Here is a 15,650-nt window from a genome sequence, read left to right on the forward strand (position 1 = left end):
CAAGTGAGCGGGCGGGATTTGATACTACTTAGACTACAGATTAACGCGAGTACAGTTCGACGATCAGCGATTCGTTGACGTCTGCAGCGATTTCGTTACGCTCTGGCAGGGACTTGAAAGTACCTTCCATTTTCTTAGCGTCAACCGAAACCCAAGCTGGCATGCCAACTTGTTCAGCCAGCGACAGTGCTTCAACGATACGCACTTGTTTCTTGGCTTTTTCGCGCACAGCGATCACGTCGCCGATTTTGACCGAGTACGAAGCGATGTTCACCACATTGCCGTTCACGGTGAAGGCTTTGTGCGATACCAGCTGACGTGCTTCAGCGCGGGTCGAGCCGAAGCCCATACGGTAGGCGACGTTGTCCAGACGGGCTTCCAGCAGCTTCAGCAGGGTTTCGCCGGTGTTGCCTTTGCGGCGGTCGGCTTCTGCGAAGTAGCGACGGAACTGACGTTCCAGCACGCCGTACATACGTTTAACTTTTTGCTTTTCGCGCAGCTGGTTGCCATAGTCCGAGGTACGAGCGCCCGACTTAACGCCGTGCTGACCTGGTTTGACGTCCAGTTTGCATTTGCTGTCCAGCGAGCGACGGGCGCTTTTCAGGAACAGATCAGTGCCTTCACGGCGGGACAGTTTTGCTTTAGGTCCGATATAACGTGCCACGGTACTTCCTTTTTAAAATGATGACGTTCCAACCCACGCGGGCTGAACGCTAGTCTGGTCTGCAAGAGCCAGACGTGGCTAAAGTCTGCTGGCAAGCCAACAGACGACAATAGCCGGGCAGTATAGCTGTCACCAGCTTCCTGCACCAGCTTTATTGTGTAACAGCAGAACCGGCTAGGCCGGCCCGGCCATTAGATACGACGACGCTTTGGAGGGCGGCAGCCGTTGTGTGGAACTGGCGTCACGTCCTGGATCTCGGTGATCTTGATGCCCAGGTTGTTCAGTGCACGCACAGCCGATTCACGGCCTGGGCCTGGGCCCTTGATACGCACTTCCAGGTTCTTCACGCCGCATTCGATCGCGACTTTACCAGCGGCTTCAGCAGCAACCTGCGCTGCGAACGGGGTCGATTTACGCGAACCCTTGAAGCCAGCACCACCGGAGGTCGCCCACGACAGCGCATTGCCCTGACGGTCGGTGATGGTGATGATGGTGTTGTTGAAGGAAGCGTGAACGTGTGCGATACCTTCTGCAACGTTCTTCTTGACCTTCTTGCGTACGCGAGCTGCTGCTGCGCTGCTTTGTTGCTTAGCCATGTGATTTCCCTAGATTATTTCTTGAGCGATTGAGCGGCTTTGCGCGGGCCCTTACGGGTACGTGCATTGGTGCGGGTGCGTTGACCGCGGACCGGCAGGCCCTTACGGTGACGCATACCGCGGTAGCAACCCAAGTCCATCAAACGCTTGATGTTCATGGACAGTTCGCGACGCAGATCGCCTTCGACGATGAATTTAGCTACTTCATCGCGCAGCTTTTCCAGTTCGCTGTCGTCCAGGTCTTTGACCTTTTTATTGGTCGCAATACCAGTCGCCGCGCAGATGAATTTCGCGCGTGGACGGCCAACACCGTAGATGGCGGTCAAGCCGATAACGGTGTGCTGATGATTTGGGATATTAACCCCTGCAATACGTGCCATTCGTTATTCCTCGATAAATAACGGTTATTAACCTTGACGCTGCTTGTGACGTGGTTCGACGCAGATTACGCGAACAACGCCCTTGCGCTTGATGATCTTGCAGTTGCGGCAGATCCGCTTGACTGAGGCGTTAACTTTCATGTTGAACTCTCTTCTAAGGTTCGATTATCTAAATTTACTTGGTCCGGAACACAATGCGGGCGCGGGACAGGTCGTAAGGTGTCAGTTCGACCGTCACCTTATCGCCAGGCAGGATGCGGATATAGTTCATCCGCATTTTACCTGAAATATGCCCCAGCACCACGTGACCGTTTTCCAGCTTTACTCGAAATGTTGCATTAGGGAGATTTTCTAAGATCTCACCCTGCATCTGTATGACGTCGTCTTTTGCCATTCGGTATGTTTGAAACCGCGCTTATCGCGTCGGAATTCCGCCTTTGAAGTTTGCTTTGCGCAGCAGCGATTCATATTGCTGCGACATCACGTAGTTTTGTACTTGCGCCATGAAATCCATGGTAACAACCACAATAATCAACAACGAAGTACCGCCAAAATAGAAAGGTACTTTCCACTCGGCTTGCATGAATTCCGGCAACAAACACACCAAAGTGATGTAGATGGCGCCAGCCAGTGTCAATCGCGTCAGGATCTTGTCGATGTAGCGGGCAGTCTGCTCACCGGGACGAATCCCTGGCACAAAGGCCCCGCTTTTCTTCAAGTTATCCGCTGTTTCCTTGCTGTTGAAGACCAGCGCTGTATAGAAGAAACAGAAAAACACGATCGCAACGGCATACAACAGTGCGTGGATGGGCTCGCCTGGCCCCATCGATGCTGCCAAATCTTTCAGGAACCGGACCGCCGGGTTAGCCGTATCGGCGCCGGTAGTAAACCAGCCCACGATCGTAGCCGGGAACAAGATAATCGACGAAGCGAAGATCGGTGGAATCACGCCGGCCATATTCAACTTCAATGGCAGGTGTGACGTTTGACCACCGTAAATCTTGTTACCCACCTGGCGTTTCGCGTAGTTGACCAGAATTTTGCGTTGGCCACGTTCCACAAAGACTACGAGGAACGTCACCGCCACCACCAGGATCATGATGATGATCGCCGACAGCGCGCCAATCGAACCGTTGCTCACCGACTGGCCGAGGCCACCCAGTGCGCCCGGCAGACCGGCCGCGATACCTGCGAAGATGATGATCGAGATACCATTACCGAGACCGCGCTCGGTAATTTGCTCGCCCAACCACATCACGAACATGGTGCCGGTCAACAGCGTAACGACCGTCACGAAACGGAATGCATAGCCTGGATCCAGCACCAGACCAGCTTGCGACTCCAAAGCAACTGCAATACCGAGCGCCTGGAACCCTGCCAGTACCACCGTAAAGTAACGGGTGTACTGAGTGATCTTGCGTCGGCCTGCTTCGCCTTCCTTCTTCAACGCTTCCATCTGCGGCGACACGATCGACACCAACTGCATGATGATCGAGGCCGAGATATACGGCGTGATACCCAGCGCAAACACCGTAAAGCGCGCGAGAGCGCCACCACTGAACATGTTTAACATGCCCAGGATGCCACCCTCTTGCGACTTGAACAGCGCGGCTAATTGTACCGGATCGATCCCGGGAACCGGGATGTGAGCGCCGATACGATAAACCACCAATGCGCCAAGCAGGAACCAGAGCCGGCCCCAAGGGAAACCAGCTGCTGCACTTTTAGCCAATTGTGGATTAGTCGCCAATTTTCGCTCCGATCAAGCTGTTAGCGGTGGCTCAGGCTACCGAGCCGCCGGCTGCTTCGATGGCGGCTTTCGCGCCAGCGGTCACTTTCAGGCCTTTGAGGTTCACCGCTTTGGTGATCTCGCCGGACAGGATGACGCGTACATCACGTGCCAGCACGCTCAGTACACCAGCTTGTTTCAGCACCAGGATGTCGACATCGCCAACGGCCAGGTGGTTCAGGTCGGACAGACGCACTTCAGCTTTGAAGGTAGCGTTGAGCGACTTGAAACCACGCTTAGGCAGACGACGTTGCAGAGGCATCTGACCGCCTTCGAAGCCGACTTTGTGGAAGCCGCCCGAACGCGATTTCTGACCCTTGTGGCCACGACCTGCGGTTTTACCCAGGCCAGAGCCGATACCGCGGCCGACGCGACGCTTGTAGTGCTTAGCGCCATCGGCTGGTTGAATGGTATTCAGTTCCATGATTTCTCCGTGAGTAAGCCGGGGCTTACGCAACTACTTTAACGAGATACGACACTTTGTTGATCATGCCGCGTACCGATGGGGTGTCTTGCAGCTCGGCGATCGAGTTTACGCGACGCAGGCCCAGGCCTTTGACGGTAGCACGGTGATCTTGACGAGTGCCGATCAGGCCCTTGACCAGTTGTACTTTGAGGGTTTTCGTAGTCATGTGATCACCTTAGCCCAGGATCTCTTCGACCGACTTGCCGCGTTTCGCAGCGATGTCGGACGGAGTGCTCAGTTTAGCCAGGCCGTCCAGCGTGGCGCGAACCAGGTTGTACGGGTTGCTCGAACCGGTCGATTTTGCGACCACGTCGGTAACGCCCATGACTTCGAAGATAGCGCGCATTGCGCCGCCAGCGATGACGCCGGTACCTGGTTTAGCAGGCGACATCATTACTTTCGAGGCGCCGTGGCGACCCAGGACGGTGTGGTGCAGCGTGCCGTTTTTCAAAGGTACTTTGATCAGGTTGCGACGGGCTTCTTCCATTGCCTTTTGCACACCGACTGGTACCTCTTTCGACTTGCCCTTGCCCATGCCGATGCGGCCATCGCCGTCACCCACTACGGTCAGCGCGGCGAAACCCATGATACGACCACCCTTGACCACTTTGGTCACGCGGTTGATCGCGATCATTTTTTCGCGCATGCCATCATCCGGCTTGTCGCTTGCCATTTTTGCTTGCATTTTTGCCATGATCGTTCCTTAGAACTTCAGACCGGCTTCACGCGCGGCTTCTGCCAGCGCCTTCACACGGCCGTGATAACGGAAACCGGAACGGTCGAAGGCGACTTCGGTGATACCGGCTTTCAGTGCTTTTTCTGCTACGCGCTTGCCCACCAGTGCGGCGGCAGCGGCGTTGCCACCCTTGCCCGATTTGCCTGCCAGTTCAGCGCGTACTTCCGCTTCAACGGTCGAGGCCGAAACCAGTACTTTGGCTTCCGGGCTGATCAGGTTTGCGTAGATGTGCAGGTTAGTGCGGTGAACCGACAGGCGGTTCACTTTCAGTTGCGCAATCTTGATCCGGGTTTGACGTCCGCGACGCAGACGAGATTCTTTTTTATCCATCGTCAGCCCCTAATTACTTCTTCTTAGTTTCTTTGATCTTAACCACTTCGTCCGAATAACGGACGCCCTTGCCTTTGTAAGGCTCCGGAGCGCGGTAAGCACGAACTTCTGCAGCAACCTGACCCACCTTTTGACGATCGATGCCTTTGATGACGATCTCGGTCGGGGTGGCGGTGGTCACGGTCACGCCTTCTGGCATGGCGTGGACGACCGGGTGCGAAAAGCCCAGGGACAGATTCAGCTTGTCGCCAGCAGCTTGGGCTTTGTAGCCCACGCCAACCAGGTTCAGCTTTTTCTCGAAGCCCTTGGTCACACCGTTGACCATGTTGTTAACCAGTGCGCGCAGCGTACCGGACATGGCGTTGGCTTCGCGGCTGTCGTTCGACGGCTCAAAGCTCAGGGTACCAGCATTGTTTTCAACTTTTACCAGGCCGTTCAGGCTCTGGGTCAAGACGCCCAGCGGGCCCTTGACGGTAATCGCTGCTGCGGAGATGGCGACTTCAGCGCCAGCTGGCACAGCGATTGGCATTTTAGCTACACGGGACATGTCTAACTCCTTAAGCCACGAAGCAAATCACTTCGCCGCCGACACCGGTAGCGCGTGCTTTACGATCGGTCATGACGCCTTGCGGAGTCGACACGATTGCCACACCCAGGCCATTCATGACCGATGGGATTTCGTCCTTGCCTTTGTACACGCGCAGACCTGGACGCGATACACGCTCCAGACGCTCGATGACAGGACGGCCTACGTAGTACTTCAAACCGATTTTCAGTTCCGACTTGCCGCCATCTTCAGCGACTGCGAAATCTTCAATGTAACCCTCGTCCTTGAGGACGTTGGCAATCGCAATTTTGACTTTCGACGATGGCATGGCCACGGTCGTTTTTTGCACGCCTTGGGCGTTACGAATGCGGGTCAGCATATCGGCGATAGGATCGCTCATACTCATTGCTTATTCTCCTATTACCAGCTAGCTTTAGTCATACCCGGAATTTCACCACGCATGGCGAATTCACGGAGCTTGATACGGCCCAGACCGAATTTACGGAAGGTGCCGCGCGGACGACCAGTGATGGCGCAGCGGTTACGCTGGCGGGTCGGTGCCGAGTTACGTGGCAGCGCTTGCAGTTTCAGGCGCGCTTCGTAACGTTCTTCTTCCGACTTCGACTGGTCATCAATGATGGCCTTGAGCGAAGTGCGTTTGGCGGCGAATTTAGTCGCCAGCGCTACGCGTTTCGCTTCACGGTTAATCAGTGCGAGTTTTGCCATGATCTCTTAGTTCCTGAACGGGAATTTGAAGGCGGCGAGCAGAGCTTTCGCTTCGTCGTCGGTCTTAGCGGTAGTGGTGATCGAAATGTTCATACCACGCAGCGCATCGATCTTGTCGTACTCGATCTCAGGGAAGATGATCTGCTCTTTCACACCGATGTTGTAATTGCCACGACCATCAAAGGCCTTGCCATTCACACCGCGGAAGTCACGCACACGTGGCAGGGCCACGGTGATGAAGCGGTCGAGGAACTCGTACATACGAGCGCCACGCAGGGTCACCATGGTGCCGATTGGATAGCCTTCGCGGATTTTGAAACCAGCGATTGCTTTACGGGCCTTGGTGGTCACTGGCTTTTGGCCGGCGATCTTGGTCAGGTCGCCAACAGCGTGCTCGAGCACTTTCTTGTCAGCGATGGCCTCACCCACACCCATGTTCAGGGTGATCTTGGTCAGACGCGGAACTTCCATCACCGACTTGTAACCGAATTTTTCGGTCAGGTCAGCGACGACTTTTTCTTTATAGAATTCTTGGAGACGTGCCATGATTTCTTAAGCCTTCACTACTTCGCCGGACGATTTAAAGACGCGGACTTTTTTGCCGTCAACATCTTTGAAACCAACACGGTCTGCCTTGCCAGTCGCTGCATTGAACAATGCAACGTTGGACACGTGAATCGGCATAGTCTTGTCGACGATACCACCTTGAACGCCAGTCATTGGGTTAGGCTTGGTCGCTTTTTTAGCGACGTTAACACCTTCAACCACAACGTGCTCTGCGTCTACACGACGCGAAACTACGCCACGTTTGCCCTTGTCTTTACCGGCCAGAACGATGACTTCGTCGTTTTTACGAATCTTATCCATTGCTGACTCCTTACAGAACTTCAGGTGCCAGGGACACGATCTTCATGAACTTTTCAGTGCGCAATTCGCGCGTCACTGGTCCGAAGATACGGGTACCGATCGGTTCCAGCTTGGCGTTCAACAGAACGGCGGCATTGCCGTCGAACTTCACCAGGGAACCGTCTTGGCGGCGTACACCTTTTGCGGTGCGCACTACCACGGCGTTATAAATTTCACCTTTTTTGACACGGCCACGTGGCGCAGCAACCTTAACGGTTACTTTGATCACGTCGCCAATGCCAGCATAACGGCGCTTGGAGCCGCCCAATACCTTGATGCACATGACTTCCTTGGCACCGGTATTGTCGGCCACTTCGAGCCGGCTTTCAGTTTGAATCATAGTATTCTCTTTCCCAACTTAAGCCGAAGAATCCACACAATGCGGACCTGCGGTCAGTCTTGGTCCCGCCAGTATGCTCAAGCAGAGCGCACTGTTTGGGTGCTTGACCTTCGTACTGCACTGACCGCACGGTTCAGCGTCTGTGGCCAGACACTTTGCGGCGTTACATGAACGAAGCCCGCAAGTATTACATACCTTTTGCGGGCTTGCAAGAACTAATTGAAAATCGCCGCCCCAACCACAGTTGGGGCGGCGCTGACTTCAATTAAACGATTTGTGCGGCTTGCACCACACGAGTCACGGTCCATGCCTTCGTTTTGGAGATCGGACGACCTTCCACGATTTCCACCGTGTCACCGGCTTTCACCTGGTTGGTCTCGTCGTGCGCGTGGTACTTGGCGCTACGAACGATGATCTTGCCATACAGAGGGTGTTTCACGTGACGTTCGATCAGCACGGTGACGGTTTTGTCCATCTTGTCGGACACAACTTTACCGATCAGCGTACGCTTCAGCTTTACTTGCTCGGTCATTTTGCTTCCTTCGTGTTCAATACCGTTTTTACGCGTGCGATATCGCGACGTACCTTTTTGAGCTGCGAAGTATTGCTCAGCTGTTGCGTAGCGGTTTGCATACGCAGGCCGAATTGTGCCTTCAACAGGTCATTCAGCTCTTTTTGCAGAGCTACCTGGTCTTTGCCGCGGAGTTCAGATGCTTTCATATTTCACTCCTGTTATTGACCAACTTGACGAACCACGAACGTGGTTGCCAGTGGCAGTTTGGCAGCGGCCAGGCGGAATGCTTCGCGCGCCAGTTCTTCGCCTACGCCGTCCATCTCGTACAGGACTTTGCCTGGGCGGATTTCAGCGACGTAGTACTCTGGATTACCTTTACCGTTACCCATACGGACTTCAGCTGGCTTGTTCGAGATCGGTTTGTCTGGGAAGACACGGATCCAGATACGGCCACCACGTTTGATGTGACGGGTCATGGCACGACGCGCTGCTTCGATTTGACGGGCAGTGATACGGCCACGAGCCACGGCCTTCAGACCGAACTCGCCAAACGACACGTTGGTGCCGGTGGTGTGCGAAATGCCGGTGTTACGGCCTTTCTGCTCTTTACGATACTTTCTGCGTGCTGGTTGCAGCATGATTATTCTCCTGCTTTCTCGGCTGGCTTAGCAGCGCGGCGGGCGCCACCAGCACCGGCTGGGCGTGGGCGGCCAGCTGGCTTGCCGTCTTCACGACGTGGGCCACGTGGCTTTTTCTCGTCTGGCGGGGTATCGATCACTGGAGCGTCGCCGTTAGGAGCGCGATCGCCTTTGTAGACCCATACCTTAACGCCGATGATGCCGTAGGTGGTCGAAGCTTCCGAAGTGCCGTAGTCGATGTCAGCGCGCAGGGTGTGCAGTGGCACACGGCCTTCGCGATACCATTCGGTACGGGCGATTTCGATGCCGTTCAGACGACCCGACGACATGATCTTGATGCCCAGGGCGCCCAGGCGCATCGCGTTCTGCATCGCGCGTTTCATCGCACGACGGAACATGATACGTTTTTCGAGCTGCTGAGCGATCGAGTCAGCGATCAGCTGCGAATCGATTTCTGGCTTGCGGATTTCTTCGATGTTCACGTGCACCGGCACGCCCATGATCTTGGCCAGCGCCGACTTCAGTACTTCGATGTCTTCGCCTTTTTTGCCGATCACCACACCTGGACGCGAGCTGTAGATGGTGAAGCGTGCGTTCTTAGCTGGGCGCTCGATAACGATGCGGCCAACCGAAGCGTTCTTCAGCTTAGCTTTCAGGTAGGTACGTGCTTTCAAGTCTTCGTTCAGCATGTCGGCAAAGTTACCATTGCCAGCGTACCAACGCGAAGCCCAGTTACGGGTTACCGCCAGGCGGAAACCAGTTGGATGAATTTTCTGACCCATCTTGGCTCCTTAGTTGCCGACGGTCACATAAATGTGACACGATTGTTTCGAAATACGATCGCCACGACCTTTTGCACGCGCGGTGAAGCGCTTCAGGATCGGGCCCTTTTCAACGTAGATCGTTTTCACGAACAATTCGTCGATGTCAGCGCCATCGTTGTGCTCAGCGTTGGCGATTGCCGACTCGAGCACTTTCTTGATGATGGTGGCGCCTTTTTTCGGGCTGAATTGCAGAATGTTGAGTGCTGCGTCAACTTTCTTGCCACGGATCAGGTCAGCAACCAGACGGCCCTTTTGGTCCGACAGGCGCACGCCTTTGAGGATAGCTTTGGTTTCCATTATTTCTTCGCCTTCTTGTCAGCGGCATGGCCTTTGAACGTGCGGGTCAGCGCGAATTCGCCGAGCTTGTGACCTACCATGTTCTCGGAAACGTACACTGGCACGTGCAGCTTGCCGTTGTGAACAGCGATCGTCAGGCCGATGAAGTCAGGCATGATGGTCGAGCGACGGGACCAGGTTTTGATAGGCTTTTTGTCTTTGGTCGCTTGCGCGGCTTCGACTTTTTTCACCAGGTGGGCGTCACAGAACGGCCCTTTTTTCAATGAACGAGTCATGATTTATCCTTATTTCTTGCCGCGGCGCGAGACGATCATCGAAGAAGTACGCTTGTTGCTGCGAGTCTTCTTACCCTTGGTCTGTTGGCCCCATGGCGAAACAGGGTGACGACCAGCTGCGGTTTTACCTTCACCACCACCGTGCGGGTGATCGACCGGGTTCATGACCACACCGCGAACGGTAGGACGAACACCGCGCCAACGCATCGCACCAGCTTTACCGATCTTACGCAGGCTGTGTTCGGCATTGCCGACTTCACCCACGGTAGCACGGCACTCGATGTGCACGCGACGTACTTCACCCGAGCGCAGACGCACTTGAGCGTAGGTACCTTCACGGGCCATCAGCACGACGCCAGCGCCGGCGGTACGGGCCATTTGGGCACCTTTACCTGGCAGCATTTCAACGCAGTTCATGATGGTGCCGACTGGGATGTTACGGATCGGCAGGCAGTTACCCGACTTGATCGGTGCTTCCGAACCGGTCATCACCGCGTCGCCAACAGCCATGCCTTTGGTGGCGATGATGTAGCTACGGGCGCCGTCGGCGTAGCACAGCAGAGCGATGTGCGCCGTGCGGTTTGGATCGTATTCAATACGTTCCACTTTCGCTGGAATGCCATCTTTGCTGTTGCGCTTGAAGTCGATCACGCGGTAGTGCTGCTTGTGACCACCACCGATGTGACGGGTGGTGATGTGGCCGTTGTTGTTACGGCCAGCAGTTTTCGATTTTTTCTCAACCAGTGCTGCGAACGGACGGCCCTTGAACAGGTCCGAGTTCACAACTTTCACCATGCCACGACGGCCTGGGGAGGTTGGCTTCATCTTAACGAGTGCCATTATTTAGCCTCCTCGGTGAAATTGATTTCCTGGCCTGGTTTTAGGCACACGAAAGCACGCTTGGTGTGGTTGCGGCGGCCGATGTGGGCGCCCGAACGCTTTTGCTTGCCTTCGCGGTTCACGGTTTGCACCGATGCCACTTCGACTTTGAACAGCAGTTCGACGGCAGCCTTGATCTCTGGCTTGGTCGCGTCGGTGGTAACACGGAACACGATCTGCTCGTTCTTTTCCGCGACCATGGTGGCCTTTTCGGAAATCACTGGAGCAACCAGTACTTTCAGCAGGCGTTCTTCGCTAAATTTCAATGCGCTCATGCCAGCATCTCCTCAATCTTAGCCAGCGCAGCCTTGGTCACCAGGATCTTTTTGTAGAAGACCAGCGACATTGGATCAGCGTGACGTGGCTCAACAACCAGCACGTTCGGCAGGTTGCGGGAAGCCAGTTCCAGGTTTTCGTTCGCGGTGTCGGTGATGATCAGCACGGAGTCGAAGCCCAGGCCGGTCAGCTTTTGCGACAGCAGCTTGGTTTTTGGTGCTTCGATCGACAGATCTTCGATCACGACCAGGCGGTCTTCACGGGCCAGTTGCGACAGGATCGAGCACACGCCAGCGCGGTACATCTTCTTGTTCACTTTGTGGGTGAAGTTCTCGTCAGGCGAGTTCGGGAAGATGCGACCACCGCCGCGCCACAGTGGCGACGACGACATACCAGCACGCGCACGGCCGGTACCTTTTTGGCGCCATGGCTTTTTGGTCGTGTGGTGGACTTCTTCACGGTCTTTTTGTTTACGGTTGCCGCTGCGAGCATTGGCTTGGTAAGCAACGACGATCTGGTGGATCAGGGCTTCGTTGTAGTCACGGCCGAAGACGGTATCGGCGGCAGCTACGTTAGAGGCGGCTTGACCTTGAGCGTTCAAGAGCTTGAGTTCCATCGTTTAAGCTCCCTTCTTTGCTTTAACTTTGACAGCAGGCGAAACCACTACCTGGCCGTTTTTGGCGCCAGGGATCGCACCTTTGACCAGCAGCAGCTGACGGTCGGCGTCGATACGGGCGATTTCGAGGTTCTGCACGGTGCAGGTGACGTCACCCATGTGACCGGTCATGCGTTTACCAGGGAATACGCGGCCTGGATCTTGCGCCATACCAATCGAACCTGGAACGTTGTGCGAACGCGAGTTACCGTGGGTAGCACGGCCCGAAGCAAAGTTGTGACGCTTGATGGTACCGGCATAGCCTTTACCAATCGACACACCTTGAACGTCGATCTTCTGACCGACTTCGAACAGGGAAACGGCGACAACTTCGCCAGCTTTCAGTTCGGCAGCTTTAGCAGCATCAACGCGGAACTCTTTCAGCAGAGTACCAGCTTCAACACCGGCTTTAGCGTGGTGACCAGCAACGGCTTTGGTCACGCGGGAAGCGCGACGTTGACCATATGCGACCTGAACAGCGGAGTAACCATCCACTTCAGGAGTTTTGATTTGCGCAACACGGTTGTTCGATACGTCAACCACGGTGACTGGGATCGAGTCCCCGTCATCGGTGAAGATGCGCATCATACCAACCTTGCGACCGAGGAGGCCAAGGCTCATTTTTTCTCCAATTCCCACCTACGATTGGGCGGGGATATGTTGAACTACAAAATAGTACGGACCAATAAAAAGACGGAATCCATACCGAAGCCGGCTAGTGTAGCGTGATTTGGGGGTTGACGCAACAACTTATTACGGGGTATGTCAACTTCCCGGCGCGGCATGCCGGTGGGAATTTGTGAGTATTTAGAAGTAAATAATGTTGTATTTTACATAGCTGTCAAATTCACATCTTTTGACAGCTCTCATTGCCCTTTTTTTACCTCTCACACAAAGGAAAGACATGAAGCACACCGCTCATGCATGGCTGCTTGGCAGCCTGATTTTCGGCCTACCCTGCCTGAATGCCGCCGCCAAGGTCGACACCTCTGTCACCCTTACCGGCCTCAAGATCACGGTATCCGATCCGACCCCGAACGACGGCCTGGCCGCCGGCTTCATCGCCAACGCCAGCGGCTCAAGCCAGTATTCCGTCATCGCCAGCAACGGCCAGACCGCCTCGTACCAGGACAATGGCTCCAGCAGCAGCTATGGCCTGCCGGCGAGCGGCACCAATCTCAGCTCGGCCCTGTCGCAGTCCATCGCCACCTTCGGCGGCGGCTACCTGGGCGATATTTCGGCGGCAGCCCACACCAGTGACGAGTTCGTCCAGTCCGCCATCCCCTTCGCCGGCCCCCGTGCCGACGTCAACGCCAGCTACGGTCTGTTCGTCAAGCCGCACACCGTCCTCACGATTACCGGGCTGCTCTCCATGCATGCCAGCTCCACCGAGGGCGCGCTGCTGCCCAACAACAGCCTGGAAGTGCACTCCGGTCTGGGCTTCTCCGCCAGCCCCATCTTCCCTTATCTCACCCCCGGCATCTCGGAGCTGTACTACCACAGCGACGCCCTGGATCTGGCGACCGGCCAGGCCTCGGGCAGCCTGAGCAAGGATTGGAGCTATACCTTCACCAATAATTCCGACGTCGGCGGCACCTTGGAGCTGCAATGGTTCATCCGCTCCGACATCTACCTGAAAACCTCGGTGGTGCCGACCACGCCGGTGCCCGAACCGGATGCCTGGCTGATGTTCGGCGCCGGCGCGCTGCTGCTGGGCGCGCTGGCCCGCCGCCGCCAGCGCCGCGGCTAAGTCAGCGCCGGGCCCGCGCTACGCCTCCGGGACGTGGATGCGGGCCTTGATGTGCTTGAGGTGGCCGACGATGGTGAAGGTCATCACCACCAGCAGGGACCAGGAACTCCACTTGCTGACGTGGACCGCCGACCAGGCGCCCAGCTGATGGGGATAGCGCCACACGCCCCAGAAAGTGCTGATGTTCTCGGCCAGCCAGATGAAAAAGCCGATCAGTACGAAGGACAGCGCCAGCGGCATGCGGCGCTCCCGGTCCAGCGGCCGGAACAGCACCGTGGTGCGCGCATACAGCCCCAGCGCGCAGGCCGCCAGGTACCAGCGATAATCACCAATATAGTGATGGGTGAAGAAATTGGCATAGATGAGGATGGCAATCAGGGCCGCCATCCAGTACGGCGGATGATGGCGTATCCGCAAGTCGAACAAGCGCCAGGCCTGGATGATGTAGCTACCCACCGCGGCATACATAAAGCCGGAAAACAGCGGCACGCCAAACAGCTTGGTGTAGGCAAAGTCCGGATAGCTCCACGACTGGATAGGCCCCGAGGTCTTGAACACCTCCAGCACAAAGCCGACTACGTGAAACAGGCTGACCGCCTTCAATTCGTCCCAGGTTTCCAGCTTGGCCCACACCATCCACGCCTGTATGCCCAGCGCCACGATCAGCAGCACATCGTAGCGCGGCAGCCCCAGCAGGCCAGCGCGCGGCACCAGGAACACGGCGGCAAAGAACAGCGCGACAAACAAACAAGCGCGCGCTTCCTTGATGCCGAAATACCAGCATTCCGCAGCAAGGCGGGCCGCACCGCGCAGGCCCGGGCGGGCGGCGGCGTCCAATAAATGGTGATCGAGGATGGCAAGCATGAGACGTACTCTACCGGTACTGGGGCAAAAAAAACAGGCCGCCGGGACGGCGCGGCCTGTGCAAGTGTCGGGGCGGCACGACCCGCCCCTCCCCCTCTCAGTACAGCAGAGTCTTTACAGCCGGCTGCTAGCGATTGAGCCGGTTCAGCAACTGGGCCCGCAACACGCGCGCAGCTGCCTCATCGAGCGGCGCCAGCAAGCCGCGTGCAGCTGGCGGCAGATGCGCCGCCTCGCTGCCGTCGCTGTCGAAAATATAGTGGCGGAAGATTTCCTGCCATGCTGCGCGCTGCGCCGGCGGCAAGTCGCGCATGGTCATCAGGCCCAGCAGCAAGGCATTGAACGGTGTGTCCATCCATGCCGGCGATTGCCGCCACCAGTAGTTGATCAGGATGTTGAACGGCTCCAGTCCTTCCACGTGGTGCCACCACATGCTGGGAATGAACACGGCGTCGCCCGCCGCCAGTTCGGCCGACTGCGCGTGCGCCAGCGCCTCGGCAAAGCGCGGGTAGCGCGCCAGGTCGGGCTGGTGCAAATCGACCATGCTGACCGACTGCCCGGCCGGCGTGACATCGAGCGGTCCCACATACAGGTTCTGCAATTGCTCCGGCGGGAACAGGGTAAAGCGGCGGCGGCCGGCCGCCACGCAGGCCAGGTTGTCCGGCACGTCGTAGTGGGCCGGGATGCGGGTGCGGTTGCCGATCCACAGGCTGGCCAGCGGGTCGCGCGCACCAAGATTCAAATCGTTCTCGGCGCGCAGGCCAGGCAGGCAGGTGTCGATGGTGGTCGAGCCGACATACAAGGTCGGCGGCGCCGGCGCATCGAGGTAGGCCGCCAGGCTATCGAGCACCTGGTCGAAGCGCACCATCTGGCTGTCGAAATTGAAACCGTTCAGGGCATCGTTATAAAAAATGCGGCCGTCGCTGCCCGGCGGGCGATGACTGCCCAGCACGGTCGCACCGCGGTAAAAACGCCGCAAATAGGTGTCGGCCGCGCGCGCCGAACGCTGCGCCGCCTGCACCAGCGGCCAGTGCGCCACCAGCCCGCGCAGGACCAGCGGTACCGGCGAGCACAGCACCTCATCGGGCAAGGGCTGGCTACCGTCGCCACGCAGCTCGGCGCTGCGCGTGCAATCGATCTCGGCAATAGCGGTGACACTGGCGGACATGAATTCTCTCGGAAAAACAGGCCGCCGCCCAAG

29 protein-coding genes are annotated in these 15,650 nt (G+C 56.8%); 1 reads left to right on the forward strand and 28 read right to left on the reverse strand.

Annotation, left to right across the window (positions count from 1 at the left end):
- Positions 1-40 precede the first annotated feature (40 nt).
- The 26 genes from rpsD to rplC all read right to left on the reverse strand — a co-directional run bounded on the left by rpsD (position 41) and on the right by rplC (position 12,459).
- A complete protein-coding gene (gene rpsD / locus GTP46_RS01320) occupies positions 41-664 on the reverse strand; it encodes a 30S ribosomal protein S4 (RefSeq protein WP_161004839.1) in 624 nt (207 codons plus the stop codon).
- A gap of 191 nt (positions 665-855) precedes the next feature.
- Positions 856-1,260 (reverse strand): 30S ribosomal protein S11, encoded by a 405-nt coding sequence (rpsK, locus tag GTP46_RS01325; RefSeq protein ID WP_072786827.1) that lies wholly within the window; start codon positions 1,258-1,260, stop codon positions 856-858.
- 14 nt (positions 1,261-1,274) lie between these two features.
- Entirely contained in the window at positions 1,275-1,640 is a 366-nt protein-coding gene (gene rpsM / locus GTP46_RS01330) for a 30S ribosomal protein S13 (RefSeq protein WP_008444337.1), read from the reverse strand.
- A gap of 27 nt (positions 1,641-1,667) precedes the next feature.
- Complete coding sequence (gene rpmJ, locus GTP46_RS01335; RefSeq protein WP_005663407.1) at positions 1,668-1,781, reverse strand: 50S ribosomal protein L36; 114 nt, start codon at positions 1,779-1,781, stop codon at positions 1,668-1,670.
- Positions 1,782-1,815: 34 nt separating this feature from the next.
- Positions 1,816-2,034 carry a translation initiation factor IF-1 gene (gene infA, locus GTP46_RS01340; protein ID WP_005663428.1) on the reverse strand — a complete coding sequence of 73 codons (219 nt, stop codon included), beginning with the start codon at positions 2,032-2,034 and terminating at the stop codon, positions 1,816-1,818.
- A gap of 21 nt (positions 2,035-2,055) precedes the next feature.
- The gene (gene secY, locus GTP46_RS01345; RefSeq protein WP_161004840.1) at positions 2,056-3,390 is read right to left on the reverse strand and encodes a preprotein translocase subunit SecY; all 1,335 of its coding nucleotides are present in this window, start codon (positions 3,388-3,390) and stop codon (positions 2,056-2,058) included.
- Positions 3,391-3,421: 31 nt separating this feature from the next.
- Entirely contained in the window at positions 3,422-3,853 is a 432-nt protein-coding gene (rplO, locus tag GTP46_RS01350; RefSeq protein WP_072786824.1) for a 50S ribosomal protein L15, read from the reverse strand.
- Between the two features lie 25 nt (positions 3,854-3,878).
- Positions 3,879-4,061, reverse strand: a complete 183-nt coding sequence (gene rpmD, locus GTP46_RS01355; RefSeq protein WP_161004841.1) for a 50S ribosomal protein L30 — start codon at positions 4,059-4,061, stop codon at positions 3,879-3,881.
- 9 nt (positions 4,062-4,070) lie between these two features.
- Positions 4,071-4,589, reverse strand: a complete 519-nt coding sequence (gene rpsE / locus GTP46_RS01360; protein ID WP_161004842.1) for a 30S ribosomal protein S5 — start codon at positions 4,587-4,589, stop codon at positions 4,071-4,073.
- A 9-nt stretch (positions 4,590-4,598) separates the two neighbouring features.
- Entirely contained in the window at positions 4,599-4,961 is a 363-nt protein-coding gene (rplR, locus tag GTP46_RS01365) for a 50S ribosomal protein L18 (RefSeq protein WP_154379308.1), read from the reverse strand.
- Positions 4,962-4,974: 13 nt separating this feature from the next.
- On the reverse strand, positions 4,975-5,508 hold the full coding sequence (gene rplF / locus GTP46_RS01370; RefSeq protein ID WP_092280162.1) for a 50S ribosomal protein L6: 534 nt from the start codon (positions 5,506-5,508) through the stop codon (positions 4,975-4,977).
- A 10-nt stretch (positions 5,509-5,518) separates the two neighbouring features.
- Positions 5,519-5,914 (reverse strand): 30S ribosomal protein S8, encoded by a 396-nt coding sequence (rpsH, locus tag GTP46_RS01375; RefSeq protein ID WP_161004843.1) that lies wholly within the window; start codon positions 5,912-5,914, stop codon positions 5,519-5,521.
- 14 nt (positions 5,915-5,928) lie between these two features.
- Positions 5,929-6,234: a 30S ribosomal protein S14 gene (gene rpsN / locus GTP46_RS01380; RefSeq protein ID WP_161004844.1), complete on the reverse strand. Its 306-nt coding sequence runs from the start codon at positions 6,232-6,234 to the stop codon at positions 5,929-5,931.
- A 6-nt stretch (positions 6,235-6,240) separates the two neighbouring features.
- Positions 6,241-6,780, reverse strand: coding sequence for a 50S ribosomal protein L5 (gene rplE / locus GTP46_RS01385; protein ID WP_072786817.1), 540 nt, complete (start codon positions 6,778-6,780; stop codon positions 6,241-6,243).
- A 6-nt stretch (positions 6,781-6,786) separates the two neighbouring features.
- Entirely contained in the window at positions 6,787-7,101 is a 315-nt protein-coding gene (rplX, locus tag GTP46_RS01390) for a 50S ribosomal protein L24 (protein WP_056151015.1), read from the reverse strand.
- 10 nt (positions 7,102-7,111) lie between these two features.
- Positions 7,112-7,480, reverse strand: a complete 369-nt coding sequence (gene rplN, locus GTP46_RS01395) for a 50S ribosomal protein L14 (protein WP_008444317.1) — start codon at positions 7,478-7,480, stop codon at positions 7,112-7,114.
- Positions 7,481-7,745: 265 nt separating this feature from the next.
- Complete coding sequence (gene rpsQ / locus GTP46_RS01400) at positions 7,746-8,012, reverse strand: 30S ribosomal protein S17 (protein WP_055937633.1); 267 nt, start codon at positions 8,010-8,012, stop codon at positions 7,746-7,748.
- Positions 8,009-8,200: a 50S ribosomal protein L29 gene (rpmC, locus tag GTP46_RS01405; protein ID WP_092280170.1), complete on the reverse strand. Its 192-nt coding sequence runs from the start codon at positions 8,198-8,200 to the stop codon at positions 8,009-8,011. The genes rpsQ and rpmC overlap by 4 nt, the downstream gene beginning before the upstream one ends.
- A gap of 12 nt (positions 8,201-8,212) precedes the next feature.
- Complete coding sequence (rplP, locus tag GTP46_RS01410) at positions 8,213-8,632, reverse strand: 50S ribosomal protein L16 (RefSeq protein WP_072786814.1); 420 nt, start codon at positions 8,630-8,632, stop codon at positions 8,213-8,215.
- A gap of 2 nt (positions 8,633-8,634) precedes the next feature.
- Positions 8,635-9,414, reverse strand: a complete 780-nt coding sequence (gene rpsC / locus GTP46_RS01415; RefSeq protein ID WP_161004845.1) for a 30S ribosomal protein S3 — start codon at positions 9,412-9,414, stop codon at positions 8,635-8,637.
- A 9-nt stretch (positions 9,415-9,423) separates the two neighbouring features.
- A complete protein-coding gene (gene rplV / locus GTP46_RS01420) occupies positions 9,424-9,756 on the reverse strand; it encodes a 50S ribosomal protein L22 (protein WP_174864456.1) in 333 nt (110 codons plus the stop codon).
- Positions 9,753-10,028 (reverse strand): 30S ribosomal protein S19, encoded by a 276-nt coding sequence (rpsS, locus tag GTP46_RS01425; RefSeq protein ID WP_050409767.1) that lies wholly within the window; start codon positions 10,026-10,028, stop codon positions 9,753-9,755. The genes rplV and rpsS overlap by 4 nt, the downstream gene beginning before the upstream one ends.
- Positions 10,029-10,037: 9 nt before the next feature.
- Positions 10,038-10,868 carry a 50S ribosomal protein L2 gene (gene rplB, locus GTP46_RS01430; protein WP_072786812.1) on the reverse strand — a complete coding sequence of 277 codons (831 nt, stop codon included), beginning with the start codon at positions 10,866-10,868 and terminating at the stop codon, positions 10,038-10,040.
- Entirely contained in the window at positions 10,868-11,182 is a 315-nt protein-coding gene (gene rplW / locus GTP46_RS01435) for a 50S ribosomal protein L23 (RefSeq protein WP_110846389.1), read from the reverse strand. The genes rplB and rplW overlap by 1 nt, the downstream gene beginning before the upstream one ends.
- Entirely contained in the window at positions 11,179-11,799 is a 621-nt protein-coding gene (gene rplD, locus GTP46_RS01440) for a 50S ribosomal protein L4 (RefSeq protein WP_092280178.1), read from the reverse strand. Before rplD ends, rplW begins: the two co-directional genes overlap by 4 nt.
- Before the next feature lie 3 nt (positions 11,800-11,802).
- Positions 11,803-12,459 carry a 50S ribosomal protein L3 gene (gene rplC, locus GTP46_RS01445; protein WP_161004846.1) on the reverse strand — a complete coding sequence of 219 codons (657 nt, stop codon included), beginning with the start codon at positions 12,457-12,459 and terminating at the stop codon, positions 11,803-11,805.
- Between the two features lie 283 nt (positions 12,460-12,742).
- Between rplC and GTP46_RS01450 the strand changes: the two genes are divergently transcribed.
- Entirely contained in the window at positions 12,743-13,588 is an 846-nt protein-coding gene (locus GTP46_RS01450; protein WP_161004847.1) for a PEP-CTERM sorting domain-containing protein, read from the forward strand.
- Between the two features lie 18 nt (positions 13,589-13,606).
- Here GTP46_RS01450 and GTP46_RS01455 read toward each other — a convergent pair whose 3' ends face one another.
- Complete coding sequence (locus GTP46_RS01455; RefSeq protein ID WP_161004848.1) at positions 13,607-14,452, reverse strand: DUF817 domain-containing protein; 846 nt, start codon at positions 14,450-14,452, stop codon at positions 13,607-13,609.
- 127 nt (positions 14,453-14,579) lie between these two features.
- Positions 14,580-15,617, reverse strand: coding sequence for a cupin-like domain-containing protein (locus GTP46_RS01460; RefSeq protein WP_161004849.1), 1,038 nt, complete (start codon positions 15,615-15,617; stop codon positions 14,580-14,582).
- Positions 15,618-15,650: the final 33 nt, after the last annotated feature.

The organism is Duganella flavida (assembly GCF_009857445.1).
In the GTDB taxonomy this organism is placed as follows: Bacteria; Pseudomonadota; Gammaproteobacteria; order Burkholderiales; family Burkholderiaceae_D; genus Rugamonas; species Rugamonas flavida.